We start from the raw sequence: 18,855 nt of genomic DNA, 5'->3' as shown, positions 1-18,855 counted from the left end.
CACGTCTAGGTCGTCATATATCCATAGAGCCTTTTGCCCATATAATCAACGAAAAGAGTCTCCATCACCACCAGAAAAGTGGTATGAAGACTCTTATAAATTACGTTATTGCAAACAATTACGCTTCGAAATTGTAAAGTGGTGTGCTCAGGTAACGTTCACCATTACTTGGGATGATGACAACTACCTTCTTGCCAGGACCGAGGTCTTTAGCAACCTTAAGTGCTGCAAATACTGCTGCACCGGAAGAAATCCCAGACAAGACGCCTTCTTCTTTAGCTACACGGCGTGCAGTTTCGAATGCTTCATCGTTCTCAACATGGATGATCTCATCATAAATGTCCTGGTTCAGGATTTCAGGAATGAAGTTTGCTCCGATACCCTGAATTTTGTGAGGGCCTGGTTTGCCTCCTGCCAAGATTGGAGAAGCAGCAGGTTCCACAGCATAGATCTTCACGTCAGGATATTTGCTCTTCAGCACTTCACCCGCACCCGTGATCGTTCCACCTGTTCCGATACCTGCAATAAAAGCATCCAGCGGGCCTCCGATGGACTCAATAGCTTCAACGATTTCAGGTCCAGTGGTCTCACGGTGGATCTTCACGTTCGCTTTATTCTTGAATTGCTCCGATGGGAAATAGCTTGGGTTCTCTTTCAGAATTTCTTCCGCTTTCTTAACCGCACCATTCATGCCTTCCGATCCTGGAGTCAGAACCAATTCTGCTCCGTATGCACGAAGTAGATTACGGCGTTCCAAGCTCATGGTTTCCGGCATTACGATAACTGCCTTATAGCCTTTAGCCGCAGCCACAAGTGCCAAGCCAATACCAGTGTTACCACTGGTTGCTTCTACAATTGTACCTCCAGGTTTCAGTAGACCTTCACGTTCAGCTTCTTCAACGATGCTGATTGCGATACGGTCTTTTACGCTTGATCCCGGATTCTGATATTCCAATTTCAAATAAATATCTGCGGAGCCTTCCTGTGCCAGACGATTCAAACGAACGAGCGGAGTACCTCCGATCAATTCTGTTACGTTGTTAACGACTTTAGCCATGAGCAAAAACCTCCTTAGAATGATAAATGCGATATAAGAACGTAAATTGTGACTTTACTCTTCTGTATGTGTGTCCCTATTATGCAATAATAACTGCTATAAAGGGGTATAGATATTGGACCACCGTTAGTTATTTCCGACTAAAACGGTAGGTTTTACGTTAATATCATATTATCAATCTTGCAGGCTGTTGTCAATATTTATTGCCACATCATATTTCGTGCGCAAATCACTCTCCACTTGCTGTAGAGGGGGTGCTTGCTCCAACGCTAGCTCTTGACGTATCAGCGCCCGAATTTCCTTTTGATCAGGAATATTTTGTGTGTGAATACTCTCTAGTCGAATGATAGCGAAGTCGTCCTCCGCCTGAATCGGCCCCGCTATATCACCCTCATCCAAACTAGCAGCGGTCTTAAGCAGTCCCTCAGGCCAAAAAGGATCGTCTTCCTCTACTTTGCCCAAACGGCCTCCTTGCAGCCGACTCTCTGCATCAATGGAAACTTCCCTAGCTAAATCAGCAAAATTCTCGCCCTGCTCCAAGCGATCCATTACTTGCTCGCCTTCGTCATAAGATGAAACCTTAATCATGGAGAGTTCCAATTCCCTTTTGGGAGTGAAACGCTCCGTGTTTTGGTCTAAATAAGTATCGATATCAGCTTCCTTAATCGTAATACCATCAGTGGCTATTGCTTGTAAGGTCAGACGATAAGCCGTTTCTGCGAACACTTCCTGACGAGATAACCCCAGCTGAGACTGCATTTGTGCATAATACTGTTCTTCCGATCCGTATCCAACCATAGTTCGTGCAAGTTCTTGCTCAACCTCATCGTCGGTCACGGTAATCCCCAGAGCCTTTGCTTCCTTCTCCACAACAATATGATTGATCATTCCAACCAGCACTTCGTGGCCATGCTTTTTTTTGAGCTCATCCATCCACTGCTTATCTGTTATCGGTAATCCGCCTGCAGTCGCTGCATCCGGTGTTTCGTTTTCTGTTGTATCCCCTTTTAGAAGAGCCATGGCGCGTAAGCTCCAGAACAATAGGCCCCCGAGCATTAAAGTTGCAACAGCCAGAATAATAACCGTATTGCGAAGTGCACGTTCCTGTCTCGTCATCATCCCATGCCCTACGATTTCGCTTGTTCTAAAATGACCTGTAATTCGTCCTTATTAAAAACATAAGCCTCGTTGCAAAAATGACATACAACTTCAGCCTGCTCATCTTCTGCAATTAATCTCTCCAGTTCATCTTGCCCTAAGCTAACCAATGTCTGCTCTACCCGCTCACGCGAACATTGACAAGCAAAGTTAATATCCAGTTCATCCATAACTACGGCATCCGGCAAAAGAAAACGCAGCATTTCTTCTGGCTCTAGACCCTGATCAAGAAGTGTTGTCACGGAAGGCATAGCCCCTAGAGCTTTTTCGATCTCCGTAATCTCCGCATCCGTCAGTCCTGGAAGAAGCTGCACGATAAACCCTCCGGCTACAATCACTGACTCATCGGTATCCACTAATACACCTAAGCCAACTGCAGCTGGGGTTTGTTCAGAAACAGCGAAATAATAAGTGAAATCTTCCGCAAGTTCTCCGGAGATGATAGGAATACTACCTCGATAAGGTTCCTTCAAACCTAAATCCTTTATAATATCAATGAACCCTTCAGTTCCTACGGCTCCAGCAACATCCAATTTGCCCATACTATTGCTAGGTAAGTGAATGTGAGGATGGTGTACATAACCGCACACTTCTCCCAACGCATTGGACTCCGCAACGATTTGCCCGATCGGTCCATCCCCTTTGACCATGATACATAGCTTCTCTCTTCCTTTGAGCATAGCGCCCATCATGGCTGCAGCGGTAACTGTACGTCCAAGTGCGGCTGTAGCCGTTGGATACGTATCATGTCTGCGCCGCAATTCCTCGACCAATTCTGTTGTGCGGACAGCAAACGCTCTCACTTTACCATTCATAGCCGTTCCACGGATAAGTCGATCCTTCTTTTTTTCCATTGGGTGCATAGCCCTCCTATCTCTTCGCCCTTTAGGCTTCTTTATCTTTATTGGTTACGGTCATAAATAATTCGTAATCCTTCTAGTGTTAACATAGGATTTACTTCGTCGATACAATCCGTCTCCCCCGCAATTAGCGAAGCGAGGCCTCCAGTAGAAATAACCTTCAGTTCCGGAGCGTTCATCTCGATTTTGATACGCTTTACAATCCCCTCGACTTGGCCTGCATACCCAAAAATAATACCAGCCTGCATAGCGTGAACTGTATTACGTCCGATAACCTTTTTAGGCTTCTCCAACTCAATTCGTGGCAGTTTCGACGCCCGCTGGTATAAGGCCTCTGTAGAAATAACAAGACCCGGAACAATCGCTCCTCCAAGATAATTAGCCCCTGCATCGATACAGTCGAAGGTCGTAGCCGTACCAAAATCAACAACAACAAGCGGACATTTATATTGTTCAATCGCAGCCACAGCATTAACAATCCGGTCTGCGCCAATCTCACGCGGATTCTCATAGCGAAGATTAAGTCCCGTTTTTATCCCTGGTCCTACGAGTAACGGATCTTTGCCTATATACTTTATACACATATCCACGATAGTCTTAACCAGAGGTGGAACTACCGAGGATATAATTACACCTTCCACATCTTTGACAGAGATCCCTGACATCTGAAAAAGATTGTGTATCAGCACTCCATATTCGTCCACGGTGGATTGGCGGGCAGTACTTAGCCGAAAATGATGTAACAATTCGCGCTTTCTGTATACACCGAGAACAATATTGGTATTACCGATATCGACAGCAAGCATCATGATGAGGACCCTTCCTTCTTGGCATTAAGGTCTAGACTAATATCCAGACTGGAGAAGGAGTACGTAAGGCGTCCTACAGAAATCACATCCACACCTGTTTCTGCGATCCCACGAACCGTTTCTAACGATACATTGCCGGAGGCCTCTGTCTTCACATGTGGAGCTTTAGCTTTAATCCTAGCCACCGCTTGCTTCATCATCTCGTTAGACATATTATCAAGCATAATAATATCAGCACCTGCTGCCAGCGCCTCTTCGACTTGCTCTAAGTTCTCAGTCTCTACTTCAATGCTCATCGTATGTGGAATGTTCTTCCGCGCACGACCTACTGCCTGCCTAATACCACCTGCACCTTTGATATGATTGTCCTTGATCATAACCGCATCATATAGACCAAAACGATGATTAAAGCCTCCACCAACACGAACTGCATATTTTTCCAGCATACGATGTCCTGGTGTAGTCTTACGTGTATCTACTAGACGAGTCGGTAATCCATCGAGCACCTGTACGAAAGATGACGTACGTGATGCTACACCGGAAAGACGCTGCATCAAGTTGAGTGCAAGCCGTTCACCCGTAAGAATTGCATGTGTGCTTCCCTCTACCTCAATAATTACAGTCCCTTTTGTCACTGCTTGACCTTCTTCTACAAGGGCTGTAAAGCTAAGCGTAGGATCAACAATTTCAAAAACCAACTCTGCAATCGGGATACCACAAATTACGCCATCTTCTTTAGCATGAATAATCCCTTTAGATTCATGGCCAACAGGTATTGTCATTTGTGTTGTTACATCACCGGAACCAACATCTTCCCGTAGCCAAGCCTTAATGGATTGTACTAGTTCTTCATTGTAACCATTAAACATCATCGCTTAATTCCTCCACTATTCCCAGATCGCGAATTTGAAGCAGGTGCTTGCGCCACTGATCATCACTTCGCTGCGGGTAATCCTCACGGTAATGTGCCCCGCGACTCTCTTCCCGTGCTAGAGCAGACTCTGTCACGAGCAAACAGCAGGTCAGCATATTAGCGAACTCGTATTCCTCTCGTTTAGTCAATACGGATCCAAAGATGGGTAGCTGCCGTTTCAATTCTTCTATTCCCTTAGACAAGGTCTCTTCATTACGTCGTAATCCAGCATATCGAACCATTACCTTTTGTAGCTTCAAACGGCGTTCCACAATAGCTTGAGTTGGCGAATCAACACGCCCTTCGTTGCTACTAACTGATGTAACATCACGTCCAAGCGGAGATAATTGGCGAATCCGCTCAATAATACGATGTCCAAAAACAACTGCTTCCGATAATGAATTGCTTGCTAATCGATTAGCCCCATGTACGCCTGTGGAAGAAACCTCCCCGCAAGCAAACAAGCGAGGAATCGTACTCTCCCCATTCAGATCGGTCTTAATGCCCCCCATCATATAATGCGCAGCTGGAGCCACTGGAATCCAATCACTTGTAATATCCAGTCCATAGCCTATACAGGTCTCATGTATTGTAGGGAAACGATGCTTCACCATTTCTGGGGATTCATGCGTAATATCCAAATAGACAAACGTTGACTTTGTAAGCTCCATTTCACTTACAATAGCCCGAGCTACAATATCTCGTGGGGCTAGCTCAAGCAACTCATGATATCGTTCCATGAACCGCTCTCCATTAATATTGCGCAATACTGCTCCTTCCCCACGAACTGCTTCGGAGATTAGGAATCTAGGAGCTCCAGGATAACTCAATGCTGTAGGATGAAATTGAATAAATTCCATATCTCGTATATGAGCCCCGGCACGATAAGCAATGGCTACCCCGTCGCCTGTAGCTACTTCAGGGTTGGTAGTATATCTAAATAATTGTCCTGCACCGCCAGAGCACAAAATAGTCGCATCCCCTTGCAGGAATAACCGTCCGCCGCCGGGACGCTGCAACAATGCGCCTACACATTCTCCACCTTCAGTGATGAGATCAATGACATAATGATCATCCCACACCTCAATGTTCTCATGTTCAGCTACCTGTTCAGCCAAGGCACGAACAATCTCATACCCTGTAGCATCTCCATTAGCATGCAAAATACGACGGTGACTATGCGCTCCTTCCTGCGTCAAAGCCAGTACCCCATCTTCCTTATCAAAAAGAGTACCTAAACGAATTAGCTCATGAACTCTATCTGGTCCTTCATTAACAAGTGCATCGACAGCTGTGGATGAGCAAAGACCTGCTCCCGCCATTAATGTATCCTGCCGGTGGTAAGCAGGGGAATCGTCCTCAGCGATTACAGCTGCGATCCCCCCCTGTGCATAGCGAGTATTACTCTCCATTACTGATTTCTTTGTGATCATAATGACACGCCGATCTTCACTAGCTTTAATAGCTGTGAACAATCCGGCAATCCCTGAACCGATAACAATACAATCTGTCTTTACTTTAGGAATATCCCGAAGATCAAAATCAACCAAATATTGTGGAATCATGACCGCGTTTCACCTGTTTCAACGAAAGAGTAGCGCATACTACCGGACTTGTAGCATGCGCTCTAGGGAAGTTCTGGCTTTGTCGGCGACAGCAGGCGGTACATAGATTTGTGGCTTCATCGTCTCCAGGCATTTCACCAGTTTTTTTAGATTGTTAACTTTCATATTAGGACAAACAAGAAATTTTGTAGCAAAATGGAATTCTTTATCCGGACTATCTTTACGAAGCTGATATCCTGTACCATCCTCAGTTCCAACGATAAATTGCTTACGGTCAGATTTCCGGCAATACTCGAGAATGGATGTAGTACTACCTACATAATCACCCATGGCCACTACTTCCGGACGACATTCTGGATGAACTACAAATTCTGCTTCTGGGTATTTCGCTCTCATTTCTACTACATCTTTAACAGTCAACATATCATGAGTGTTGCAATAGCCTTCCCAGATAATCAGTTTTTTGCCGGTCTGATCTTGTACGTATTGACCAAGATTCTTATCGGGTACCCAGATAATTTCTTCAGCATCGAGGGATTCGATTACTTTCACGGCATTGGCAGAGGTACAACAGATATCAGTTTCCGCTTTAATCTCTGCAGACGAGTTGATATAAGTCACCACTTTAGCATTTGGATGTTGCGCTTTAAGCTTACGCAAACCGTCTACATTGACCATATCAGCCATTGGGCAGCCTGCACGTTCATCAGGAATAAGGACGGTTTTGTTTGGAGCCAAAATTTTAGCACTTTCCCCCATGAAATGAACACCGCAGAATACAATAACCTCTGCATCAGTCTCTGCAGCCTTCTGAGCGAGTAAAAAAGAGTCTCCCCGGAAATCGGCAACCTCCTGAATTTCATCACGTTGATAATAATGAGCTAAAATGATTGCGTTTCTTTCCTTCTTAAGCTGTTCAAGACGTATACGAAGTTCTCGATTCTGTTCCTGCTTACGCTCAAGTGCCAGAGCTTCCACCGATTGTTCTCCCCCTTAAATCTTCGCGGCTTTACGCCGGTGCGATGTTATCAAATGGCATGAGCCATCATCCGAAAAAATGAATAAGCTGATGTTAATAGTAAGTAATATTAATCACTAATGTACACAACGTTCCAGCCCCTGTCAATGTGACTAGACAGGCTTCCAAGCATGAAATTACCTAAAAATTAAAATAAAAAATCCGGAGAGCAATTACGCTCTCCGGATTAATTTACATCTTATGAATAGTGATCCTGCTTAGGTAAGGCTAGTTCCGCCGCCTTTATTGTCATCATCAGATCCGTCATTACCCTCAGATTCAGGTTTGTTCGGGATTTCCTTTGATAGGTTCGGAGGCGTGGAATCAGTATCTTCAGACTTGCCTTGAATGCGGACACGCACATCACCGATATTATCAATGACAGGTTCGCCAACTTCAAGCGCAACGCCTTCGCCGCCCTCAGCCTTACCATCTTCAGAAAGGAATCCTTGTTCAATCAGCTCTTTAATCTGATCAAGCTCAAGTGTTTCCTTCTCAAGTAACGTATTGGCAATCAGGTGCATTTCTTTAGAGTGTTTGAGCAACAGTTCTTTACAACGTTCGTAGCTCGAAGTAATAAAGTTCTGCATTTCTTGATCAATCTCATAAGCAATGGAATCACTATAATTCTGTTCATGCCCAATATCACGACCCAAGAATACTTGGCCTTGAGAAGAGCCGAACTGCATAGGTCCAAGCTTATCGCTCATACCGTACTCCATGATCATGGCACGCACGATGCGCGTAGCCTGTTGGAAGTCACTGTATGCGCCCGTACCGATCTCACCAATAAACAATTCTTCAGCAACACGTCCACCAAGTAATCCAGTAACCTTATCCAAAAGCTCCTGCTTGGTAACGATCATCCGATCTTCCTTCGGAAGCATAATAACATATCCGCCGGCACGTCCGCGTGGGATAATTGTAACTTTATGCACCATATCAGCATGCTCAAGGAAATAACCAGCTATAGTGTGGCCTGCTTCATGGTAAGCAACAATGCGTTTCTCACGGTCACTGATAACCCGACTACGTTTCTCAGTACCCACGATAACACGGTCAATGGCTTCATCCACTTCAATCATGGAAATATCTTTGCGGTTACGACGTGCAGCTAGCAATGCTGCTTCATTTAGCAGATTCTCTAGATCAGCACCCGTGAATCCAGTTGTGCGTTTAGCGACAACATCCAGTCTTACATCTTTCGTAAGCGGCTTGTTACGAGCGTGAACCTTAAGTACAGCTTCACGGCCTTTTACGTCAGGGCGGTCAACCGTAATTTGACGGTCAAAACGTCCTGGACGAAGTAATGCAGGATCAAGTATATCAGCGCGGTTAGTTGCCGCAACAATAATAATGCCTTCGTTACCACCGAATCCATCCATCTCAACCAGCAATTGGTTAAGTGTTTGCTCGCGCTCGTCATGTCCGCCGCCGAGTCCGGCGCCGCGTTGACGACCCACAGCATCAATTTCATCAATAAAGATAATACATGGCGCGTTCTTCTTAGCGTTCTCGAACAAATCACGTACCCGAGAAGCACCGACACCCACGAACATTTCTACAAAATCGGAACCGGAAATACTAAAGAAAGGAACACCGGCTTCACCTGCTACTGCACGTGCAAGCAATGTTTTACCTGTTCCCGGAGGGCCTACAAGCAGTACGCCTTTAGGGATACGTGCACCGACAGCTGCAAATTTGCGCGGATCTTTCAGGAACTCAACGACTTCGACAAGCTCTTGCTTCTCTTCGTCCGCCCCTGCAACATCCTCGAAGCTGATTTTCTTCTTCTCTTCATTATATAACCGAGCCTTGCTCTTGCCGAAATTCATGACTTTACCGCCGCCACCTTGCGCCTGGTTAAACAGGAAGAAGAACAAGATGAACATAATGACTAGCGGGATAATAGAAGAAAGGAATGTCAGCCAAATGCTGGTACCTTCCATTTTCTTCTGAGTTAATTCAATCCCATTAACATCACTGGCTTGAATCAGTTCATTAATAGCAGCATCTGTTGGAGGAATATATGTGGAGAAGCTTTTCGATTTAGTATCGGCAGGCAACTCTCTATATTCGCCTGTAACTAAAAAGGCATTACCCTCAAACTGAACCGTCAAATCCTTCACATTGTTGCTCTTGATCTCCTGCCGTAACTCGTCGTATCTAGGGAAATCGGCGGCTTCATTTCCATTGCTCACAAACTGGACAATACCCACCACGACTAAAAATAAAATCAAATAAAAACCAGAATTCCGGATGAACCGATTCATCCCCTACCTCCTCTCGCAACACTCAAGTTATTGTACCATAGCCTCTTGGGACACCTCAAATAAAGGAAGCCAAGGGTGCCCGATCCGTATGATCAAGGCAATCAATAGTTCAATTGGAATAAATCTCAGGCTTCAGTACTCCAACATATGGGAGGTTCCGATACCGCTCGGCATAATCCAATCCGTAGCCTACTACAAATTCGTCTGGCAACACGAAGCCTGTATAGCTGGCTTCCAGATTAACCGTACGACCTGAGGGCTTATCAAACAAGGTAACCACATTGATAGAAGCAGCATTGCGGTTGCGGAGTAGCTCAATCAAATAGCTGAGCGTAAGGCCACTGTCAATAATATCTTCAACGATCAAGATATCGCGGCCTTCTACCGATACATCTAAATCCTTAATAATTTTGACAACACCAGAGGACTTGGTGGATGCTCCATAGCTAGATACTGCCATGAAATCCATCTCAACAGGTACTGTAATGGCTTTAACCAGATCTGCCATAAATATAAACGCGCCTTTTAGTACACAAATGACTAAAGGGGTACGTCCTGCGTATTCTTCGCTCAGTGTTCGACCGAGCTCCTTAATTTTCTGCTGAAGTTCCTCTTCGGTGATCAAGACTTCTTGAATATCATTTTGCAACTTGCGAAACCTCCTAAGTTATACTATGAAAGACTTACATCGACCATTACGTTTCTTCACGGTCATCCAGCTCTGCTAGAGACAATAGAAGTACCGAGGTCGTTTGCCGCCCTACTGCGGCATGCATCGAGCGTCTTACGCCCGGAATCCAGACGATATTGCCCAAACCATCACAAACGAGGGGGATCATTGAGCGTTCAGCAGCAGGTATTTTATCATCAATATAAATATCTTTTACCTTTTTGCTTCCGTTTAATCCCATGACTCTTATGGTATCTCCAGGCAATCGGGAACGAATCGTTAGTGGAAAGACCAGTTCATCACGGTCAAACCAAGCCGACATCTTCCCATAATCCTCCCCCTGTACAAAAAAGTTTTCTCTCTCCAGCACCGCCATCGACATCACCTTACCTATTTCCTCCAGCTTAAGCTCGGAATCCGGTAAAAACAGACGATATGTATAGCTTGCCTGTTGCTGCGCGGGCTTGGACGAGAACAAGATGATATCATATTGCCGCACACAAGTCAGGCCTCCACCTAAATCCAAACTCCAGGTGGTGGGATAGCTCTGCAGCGTTCCCCGACGTACAGATTCAATCTTGGAGAAATCAAGGGCAGATAGATCCGCCGACAGATAATTTAATATTAGTTTAATCAAACGCCGTTGTAAAGCGGAGGGTATGGCCGCAAATGAAGCTCTGTTAAAGGTATATTTCCCTTCCCCTTCCGAAACCAGCTCCTCAAAGCATTTTACCGCAGATGCTTCCATATATTCATCCTCAGCTCCTGCAATTTCCGCAAGCTGCACAAGTGACTGCCTTACTCTGCCGTTATACCTTTCCAGAAAAGGAAGAACTTCCAATCGAACAGCATTCCGCTTGTATTTCGTCAGCAGATTAGTCGCATCCTCGGCATAGGTGAAACCTTCATTCTGACATAACCCAAAAAGAGCCGTTTTGTTAATACGTAGGAATGGACGAATGAGTTCCACCTTTTTTTCTGTTCTTTTCCACTTGATACCGGACAGCCCCGATAAACCGCTTCCTCGCAATAGACGCATAATCACCGTTTCTGCCTGATCATCCGCATGATGAGCCAGAGCAACGGAGCGCGCCCCATAACGGTGTGCGGTATCAATCAGAAATTCGTATCGCTTCTCGCGTGCTGTCCCCTCAGGGCCGAGTCCACTCTCTTTAGCCAAAGAGGGAATATCGAATTCTGCCAACTCAAAGGGCAGTCCCAATTGTTCAGCCATACCACGTACTAGCTCTGCCTCTTCCTTAGACTCCACTCTAAATCCGTGATTCACATGAGCGCATATTAAGGTAAGTGGCATAACGTTTAAAGCTATTTCGTGCAAAACATGCAAAAGAGCCACAGAATCCGGGCCGCCGGAAACTGCGACTACAATGGTGTCATGGGGCGCCCACAGCTCGTGCTCGGCTGCTGACTCCAATACTGACTCCACCAGTCCATTCATTTGCTCCATATGCGGCCCCCCTTTTCTCTAACTATATGTATAAGTTCAAAACCGAAATACCCAATAAATTGTAAAGGCAAGCACAAACAAGGATAACCCAAAAGCATTTTTGAGCCAGCGAGGTGTGTCCATACTATCAGGACGCTTTCTACGCGAATTGTAAATATGGCTTCGCCAGAGCTCTGTAGCATCTGCGGAACCGGTGAAACCTCCTTTTAATGCCAAACAAATCCAAGAGGATAGTTTCTTGTCGGGTAGATTTCTAGCCAGCTTAAACAGCTCATCTACACTTCTTGTCTGCGGCAGCTGTAGCGCAGCTTTCTTGAGCCCCTCTTCATTCAAAAGACGGAGGCACAGTACAGCAAAAGCGAATAGATCATAACCCTCATCACTCGTGCGGCTGCCTGCATTCCAAAAGCCACGGTCATGCCATTCGGTAAACTGCTTCACACTGCGACCAATAGGACTTGTGCCCCCAAAGTCGATCAGCTCCACTTCGCCGTACTTTGATACCATGACGTTCTCCGGCTTCAAATCCCCGAACACAAAACCGCATTCATGCAGTGTGCGCAGCTTATCAAGCAGACCAAGCCCTACCAGGCCTAACCAGTCGGGACCGTTTTTCGATAAAAAATGATGCAGAGGTTTGCCTTCAACATACCTCATTACATAGAAGGGGACATTATCCCCATTCGCAAAATCATCCGCTTCCAAAAAATAAGAAGACAATGGATTCTCACGACGAGCACGATGCTCATTCCGCTTTCGCCGTGATTGCAGCGAGGTTAGTACATTGATCTCCGATTGAAGTTCAAGTGTATCGTATCCGATTTTTAGCGCGTACCTTTCCCGTCTGCCTTCTCTTTGCACAAGATATACGGTTCCGTTCGCGCCCCTTCCCAGCATCCGCTCAACGACATAACGGTTACCCCGCCATTTGCCGTTAATTAAGGTACCAGTAGGATAGGACGGATTAGACGACATACCCACCAATCATCCCTTCTCTTTCGTCGTGGTCATCACTTAGTCGGCGTCCACGATGTTCATCCAGTGTATCATAACGATAATGTTCAAGCACCTTGAAAATAGCTGGACCCGTCGGTGTCGCGCCTCTCATGTGTAATTTAGAGAATAACGTACGAATACCTGACATGTCATGGGTCCAATCTAGATCAAGCTTGGCATCTTCGCTGCTGTTATTTCCAGGATAATGGAATACAGCAATCTCACTCTTACCTTCCCGTGCTTCCAAACTGAGCGCCAAATCGCGGATAGCATCTTCCACAGCACCCAGTTTAGGTTTCATACTAGCACTGGCATCGATAAGAAGTGCAATGCGCAGCGGTGTTGTTTCTGTCAGTTCATCTACAACTGTAACAACCTGTGAACGTTGAACAGGAGGTAACTGATCCAGTGAGCCATCGCCTAGTATCTTTTTTACCTCTTTATTAACCGCCTGCTGGATCGTCTGAACCACGGTCTTGCGTGTCATCATCTGAATCGTCTGTGCCAGTTGTGGCGTTCCGACTATTCGGCTAAGGCCTCCCCCGGCCTTGGCAATGTCGGCAATCTCCCGGCTTCCGAGCTCGCCGATCGTACCATAATCAACTACACCAACCACATTTACGGTGATTCCCTCCTGCAGGGCATGCGCCGCTGCCAACACCGGACTTTCTCCTACATTCGAACAACCGTCAGTAATGAGCATAATTTGCTTCATAACCCTCAACTCCCCCTTTGTTTGAACCTCTGTTTCTAGCATATCCAGAAATGAGAGATTTCAAACGGTCGCTTTTGTTGGGGAAATTTGTGATCTGAACTAAGGGGATAGTGAATAGGGGAACTGCGAGAAATGTTTGGGCTTTCGATCGCTGTTATTATTTGATTTCTCTATTAAAACCGCCCTCTGCGGTTGAAATCAAATAATAAAGGCGAACGCTCCGCTTCTACAGCTCCAAACTTTCTCTCCGTTCCGTACCTTCACTAGTAAACAGTTTAGATCTAAAAAATTACGCGCCAAAGTCAGCGAAACTTTGAAACGTAAATAGTAGAGACCGGCGAGTTTCACATCACAGACTCGCCCCGACTTCCAAGCACGCACGACACTTCGCGTACTTAAACCTCCTATAGCAGCACGGCGCATTGCGCGCACTGCAAATATATAGGCAACACGACACTTCGTGCGTGCTTAAACACACAAGCAATACGGCCCTTCGCGCGTACCAAACATAAAACCTAAGCCTAAACCGAGAAAATTCCTAGCTCACCGTACGCGGACGCTCCATTCGGCCAACACCAGGCATATGCAGGCTGGACCATTCCGGATGGAAATGATCTACACGACTTACGACAATCGTCATGTCATCATGGATCTCATTGCCCTGATAACGAATTACCTTATCTAACAAGCTATCCGCCAAATCTTGAGGATCATCCCCCTCAAGCTCTTGGATCAACCGTTTCATCCATATCTCCTTATTAACGGCATATCCAGGCGCATCATAAATACCATCCGTCATCATAATCAAAATATCACCGGCCCGAAGCTGCATGCTAATCAGATCCACATCGATATCTTTAATGATTCCTATAGGCAGATTGCTAGAGGTTATTGGAATGACCTCACTACCCCTCCGGATAAAGCTCGGTGCGGAAGCAATCTTCATAAAAGTTGTCTGTGCGGAATACTGATCGATCAAAGCCATGTCAACGGTAGCGTAGAACTCGTCAGGAGAACGTAATAAGAGAATAGAGTTTACCGACTTTACAGCCAGCTTCTCATCCATACCGGATTGCAGTAGCTTTTCTAACATACCGAGGGCGGCACTACTCTCCATTCTCGCCCGCTCACCATTTCCCATTCCATCGCTAATGGATACTGCAAAGGTGCCGTTTCCAAGCTCCACGGTACTGAAGCTATCGCCAGATAACATATCTCCTCCTTTAGAAACAACGGCCACTCCTGTGTTTATCTCAAAGGCTTTGGCTGAACCGAAGGTAACCATCGACAATCCTTCCCGAGGATGGACTGCCGTCTCGCTCATGACAGCAATATTCTCATCTAGTATGTCGGAAAGGAGCGGAGCGATCATTTTACGGCATTCATCAAAACCACGAGTATAGGCATGCACCACCTCTATTTCTACACGCCCAGGATCTAAACTTAGGATTTCGATACTATGAATAGACAGCCCTAATTTCTCCAATGTCTCACGGATTTGAGCTTCCTGACGATACATAGCCTGTCCCTCACGTTTTATTTCACGCGCCAGGTCCTCCATAACCTGTGACACGCCCGATAACTGCTCGGCAACAAATTGACGACTATCGTATATTTGTCTTTTCCATCGCATATCATGTTGGTAAAGATCATATTGTCCTTTCATGACTTCAAGTACTTCACCAGTTTTACCGCAAATCCGGCTCCATTCCGGAGGCAGCTGAGCTGCCGTAATATCAGGGCATTCCTCAACAGTAGTCATCATATCTGTCATGTATCTATACGTCTGATAGAATTTTGCATCCCAGCAGTGGGAACGCCGAATGCATCCTGCACAGGCCCCCTCTGTCACCGTACTCATGAAATCCTCCATCTCACGGTCTGACTTCCCTACTTCTCCGGCACGTGGAATCTGCCCAAAGCTGCTCGACAGCTGCTGGAATACCTGTGAGAATTGCGTCACCCGTTCTGCCGTTAAATCCCTGACCCTTCGCGCATATTCGTGTTGAGATCGGCTATGATCTGACGTGCCAGGAACATATTTAGCAATGGCAGATATCATCGCCTTAGGCGTTATAAGAAATAGCACTACCGCTACGCAGGTTTCCCATGTTGAGGCCATCATATCACCCGGACCCGTAAAATAGACGGAAAGGATCGTGGATCCTAGCAACATCCCGATAGATACTGCACCTTTTCGACCACCCTGCATCATTCCCGCTAGCATTCCAGAAAAAGCAAGCAGGCTCATCTGATAGATAGCACTAATATCCGCCAAACTGAGAATCAATCCGGTCACCACCCCAACAGCAGCCCCAAGAGGAGCCCCCCCTGCCATGGCGAAGAGTAGAATCAAATATCGTGACAATATATGCTCCAAAGACAAACCATTAAGGGTCCAGCCCACAAGGCCCGTCATTACTGAGGCAAGTAAGATAATAAGGCACAGAATCTCCTCGTTCCTAAGCGCTCTACTCTTTTGCTTATAGGTTAGTAAAGGCAGCGCTTGAATGAACACCAGTGTAAGCACAAAACCTAGTAAAGCATCTAGTGTTGTCATCATAAGCGGATACCAAGAAAGAGAAGGTCCAATAACAATCTGGAACAAGCCAACCATAAACGAAGACACGAACACCATTAGTGGTGCATAGGATAAATCTATTCGTTCATAACTTTCCAAGCCTTTATAAACTAAAAAGAAAATAATCAGCTCAGCAGTAGTAACCAAAGCTCCAGGGAATGGAGTAAAGAGACTTCCAGCTATAATGGCTGCAGCTACAGGTAGAATAGAGTCACGACGCATAAACACAATGACGGCAAAGTATGCGACAGCAAAAGGGGATAGTTCGTCCAGAATCATGGCTCTACCCAGCAGAAACCCCATGAAACTAAGCAATAGCATCCATTTCTTCGCTGCTATTAGCTGAATATACCGCTGTTTCTGACCCCAAGCTGTAATACGCGTGCGCAATGCTTGTCTCTGCTTCTTATCTTCACTTCCCACTCTTGTCCACTCTGGCAAATTTACCACGTTGCTTTTACTCATTCCCCTACACCACCCGTTTAAGAATTTATGGTACTCATTATATAACCGGGGAATTGAGAAAGTTTGTCAGAAATGGAGGGACACACACAAGAAATTTCCGACAAAAAAGCCTTCATTCATGATCTGTAAAAAAGCGGTTCTATCCCTTGCGGGACGGTAGGTTGATTGGTTTCAAGATTGTTTACAACGTAATTTCACGCGCTGACGCGGCGGTCTTTCGTCAGCGATTGCCCTAGAGTTATGTGAGAATGACATGGATGCTGTCGGCAATTTTATATGACATGACAAAAAAACCGCAAGGGCGAAATGCCCCTGCGGTTATTTATGATGTACAGGTATTGGATTACACGCGTTTAGCTCCACGGCCTCCGCGCTTTCCTTCTGTGTTCTTCTTAATCGAAGATATCCGTTCTTCGCTGTCTTTCAGGAATCGCGACATTTTATCCTCGAATGAAGGTTTACCGGCTGCAGGCTTAAATGGACGCCCACCCCGTTCACGATTGAATCCACCGCCGCCTCCACCACTGCCGCCTCCACCGCCGAAACGGTCTCCGCCGCTAGGACGTTCTGGTCTTGGAGCTCTAGGCGGACGTACTTCCGATGCTGGCTTGTCAACAGCCTGCTTAATGGAAAGTCCGATCTTGCCGTCCTTATCGACGTTGATCACCTTGACTGTTACTACATCACTAATCTTCAGATGATCGTTAACATCCTTGACATAATTATCGGCGATTTCCGAGATGTGAACGAGACCTGTGACACCTCCTGACAGATCCACAAATGCTCCGAAATGCGTGATGCCTGTCACTTTGCCTTCTAACTTGGTGCCCACTTCAATTGCCATAGAATAAAATGATCCTCCCTTAAAAATATACAGACGAATATTAAGGTCATCCTGTCTGCGGTGATTTGATTATACAGTAAAGAGCAAAGCAAGGCAACAGAGTAAAAGCCTCTTTTCGCCGCTATTATTGCTCTGATTGCTCTGTTCGAATAGGAGTTTCCCCTTGAGGATAGATATTGTACCATTTACGTGCTAATTGGCCAATATACTCGTCATCATTAAGTCTGGATAATTCATATTTTAATTGAGTTAAAGATGCCATGACATCCTCACTAGTCTCCTGTTTCTTTGCAAGTTCCTCACCCTTGTCCGCAATGACCGCACTTTGAGCGAAGTAAGTATAACCCGCCCAACCAAAAAATACTGCCACAAAGACAATCCACATAAATCTTCTTCTCTTCGCGCCTGCGGCCGAATTTTTGCTATGATTACTTTTCTCTTCCGCAGTAAATCTGTTCATGCAACGTACCCCCTAATTCAAGGTCAGCGTTTCCGCCATTTGGTAATCCATTCAGTGATCTTCACAATCCAGGCGCTATGTGTCAGCCGCGATAACTGTGGAGAGATCCACCTAACAGGTAATACCCAAATTGGTTTGGTCAGACGCAGCAGAAGCTTAAAGATGAACCGCAGAATACGACCTAGTAGCTTTAGCAGCCCTAAAATAAATCGCCAAAGCCAGAGAAGAGGTGTACCTATCAGGATCTCCACAAGTCTCCACAGCAACCTGCACATATACTGAACCGATTGAATTAACCTTAACACAAAACGCCGCACCGTAACACTGAAGATTAAAAAATAGATCCATACTCCTAGAAACAAACCTAGAAAGACATAAAACCGCAATTGTCCTTGATTTCCGGCATACAGCATACGAAAAACGAGCAAGGCGGCCCAAAGCCAATACAGTAGATCTAGCATGGCATTCAGCCATTTGGGAAAATTGAACTTCAGCGACAGCACCCGGTAGCTGTCATAGGCCAGTCCCATTGCCAGCCCGGCCATGATCATGTAGAACAGCGTCACCCACTGGACTGCAGGATTCATTTAAATAGCTTACCGAGCAGACCTTTATTTTTGCCCTGCGATCCGGGATCGAGATAAATCAGGGAATGTACATTGCCCTCTAGGGACAACATTCCGTTCTCCAGACTTAAATTTTTGATATGTAAATGATTCCCGCGAATGGTGAGATGGCCGAGTTCTGTACGAAGCAAAAATTCCTCGCTGTCGAAGCTCTCCACATTTTGCACGCCCGTCAACTCCAGCTGCTTCCGACTGCGCATGTGCAGATCATGCTGTTTATTTACCTTTCCTGGCTCGATCATAGCATGTACCCCTCCTTCTTACCTCTAATCTATGGCAGAGGCAGAAGTTATAGAACATCCCGTCCCACTAAAAATAATAGAAACAAAAAGAAAAAAGAAGGCACAACTCTACAAAATGTAAAGTTATGCCTTCTT

17 protein-coding genes are annotated in these 18,855 nt (G+C 45.8%); all 17 read right to left on the bottom strand.

Annotated elements, in window-relative coordinates; all coding sequences use genetic code 11:
• Window positions 1–118: 118 nt before the first annotated feature.
• Window positions 119–1,057, bottom strand: coding sequence for a cysteine synthase A (gene cysK / locus ACQKMP_RS30155; protein ID WP_042123166.1), 939 nt, complete (start codon window positions 1,055–1,057; stop codon window positions 119–121).
• A gap of 174 nt (window positions 1,058–1,231) precedes the next feature.
• Window positions 1,232–2,176: a peptidylprolyl isomerase gene (locus ACQKMP_RS30150; RefSeq protein WP_379426099.1), complete on the bottom strand. Its 945-nt coding sequence runs from the start codon at window positions 2,174–2,176 to the stop codon at window positions 1,232–1,234.
• A gap of 8 nt (window positions 2,177–2,184) precedes the next feature.
• Entirely contained in the window at window positions 2,185–3,069 is an 885-nt protein-coding gene (gene hslO / locus ACQKMP_RS30145; protein WP_042183894.1) for an Hsp33 family molecular chaperone HslO, read from the bottom strand.
• 47 nt (window positions 3,070–3,116) lie between these two features.
• Window positions 3,117–3,884, bottom strand: a complete 768-nt coding sequence (locus tag ACQKMP_RS30140) for a type III pantothenate kinase (protein WP_427472494.1) — start codon at window positions 3,882–3,884, stop codon at window positions 3,117–3,119.
• A complete protein-coding gene (gene nadC, locus ACQKMP_RS30135; RefSeq protein WP_042183890.1) occupies window positions 3,881–4,756 on the bottom strand; it encodes a carboxylating nicotinate-nucleotide diphosphorylase in 876 nt (291 codons plus the stop codon). Before nadC ends, ACQKMP_RS30140 begins: the two co-directional genes overlap by 4 nt.
• Entirely contained in the window at window positions 4,746–6,362 is a 1,617-nt protein-coding gene (nadB, locus tag ACQKMP_RS30130) for an L-aspartate oxidase (RefSeq protein WP_427472493.1), read from the bottom strand. The genes nadC and nadB overlap by 11 nt, the downstream gene beginning before the upstream one ends.
• A 39-nt stretch (window positions 6,363–6,401) precedes the next feature.
• Window positions 6,402–7,340 carry a quinolinate synthase NadA gene (gene nadA / locus ACQKMP_RS30125; protein ID WP_042183878.1) on the bottom strand — a complete coding sequence of 313 codons (939 nt, stop codon included), beginning with the start codon at window positions 7,338–7,340 and terminating at the stop codon, window positions 6,402–6,404.
• Window positions 7,341–7,598: 258 nt separating this feature from the next.
• Entirely contained in the window at window positions 7,599–9,653 is a 2,055-nt protein-coding gene (gene ftsH, locus ACQKMP_RS30120) for an ATP-dependent zinc metalloprotease FtsH (protein ID WP_149643860.1), read from the bottom strand.
• Between the two features lie 109 nt (window positions 9,654–9,762).
• Window positions 9,763–10,302 (bottom strand): hypoxanthine phosphoribosyltransferase, encoded by a 540-nt coding sequence (hpt, locus tag ACQKMP_RS30115; RefSeq protein ID WP_042183870.1) that lies wholly within the window; start codon window positions 10,300–10,302, stop codon window positions 9,763–9,765.
• A 46-nt stretch (window positions 10,303–10,348) separates the two neighbouring features.
• Entirely contained in the window at window positions 10,349–11,791 is a 1,443-nt protein-coding gene (tilS, locus tag ACQKMP_RS30110; protein ID WP_427472490.1) for a tRNA lysidine(34) synthetase TilS, read from the bottom strand.
• 36 nt (window positions 11,792–11,827) lie between these two features.
• The gene (locus tag ACQKMP_RS30105) at window positions 11,828–12,766 is read right to left on the bottom strand and encodes a serine/threonine protein kinase (RefSeq protein WP_042193073.1); all 939 of its coding nucleotides are present in this window, start codon (window positions 12,764–12,766) and stop codon (window positions 11,828–11,830) included.
• Window positions 12,756–13,502, bottom strand: a complete 747-nt coding sequence (locus tag ACQKMP_RS30100) for a VWA domain-containing protein (protein ID WP_042183866.1) — start codon at window positions 13,500–13,502, stop codon at window positions 12,756–12,758. Before ACQKMP_RS30100 ends, ACQKMP_RS30105 begins: the two co-directional genes overlap by 11 nt.
• A 538-nt stretch (window positions 13,503–14,040) precedes the next feature.
• Window positions 14,041–16,548, bottom strand: a complete 2,508-nt coding sequence (gene spoIIE, locus ACQKMP_RS30095; RefSeq protein ID WP_076300975.1) for a stage II sporulation protein E — start codon at window positions 16,546–16,548, stop codon at window positions 14,041–14,043.
• A gap of 343 nt (window positions 16,549–16,891) precedes the next feature.
• Window positions 16,892–17,392: a S1 domain-containing RNA-binding protein gene (locus ACQKMP_RS30090; protein WP_036678766.1), complete on the bottom strand. Its 501-nt coding sequence runs from the start codon at window positions 17,390–17,392 to the stop codon at window positions 16,892–16,894.
• Window positions 17,393–17,516: 124 nt separating this feature from the next.
• A complete protein-coding gene (locus tag ACQKMP_RS30085; RefSeq protein ID WP_042183861.1) occupies window positions 17,517–17,852 on the bottom strand; it encodes an FtsB family cell division protein in 336 nt (111 codons plus the stop codon).
• 23 nt (window positions 17,853–17,875) lie between these two features.
• The gene (gene yabQ / locus ACQKMP_RS30080) at window positions 17,876–18,439 is read right to left on the bottom strand and encodes a spore cortex biosynthesis protein YabQ (RefSeq protein ID WP_076286874.1); all 564 of its coding nucleotides are present in this window, start codon (window positions 18,437–18,439) and stop codon (window positions 17,876–17,878) included.
• Window positions 18,436–18,720, bottom strand: a complete 285-nt coding sequence (gene yabP / locus ACQKMP_RS30075; protein ID WP_042123140.1) for a sporulation protein YabP — start codon at window positions 18,718–18,720, stop codon at window positions 18,436–18,438. Before yabP ends, yabQ begins: the two co-directional genes overlap by 4 nt.
• Window positions 18,721–18,855 lie beyond the last annotated feature (135 nt).

The sequence above is a fragment of the Paenibacillus sp. NPDC101420 genome (assembly GCF_050277435.1).
GTDB lineage: Bacteria > Bacillota > Bacilli > Paenibacillales > Paenibacillaceae > Paenibacillus_AQ.
This window is presented reverse-complemented; position numbering and strand designations above follow the sequence as displayed.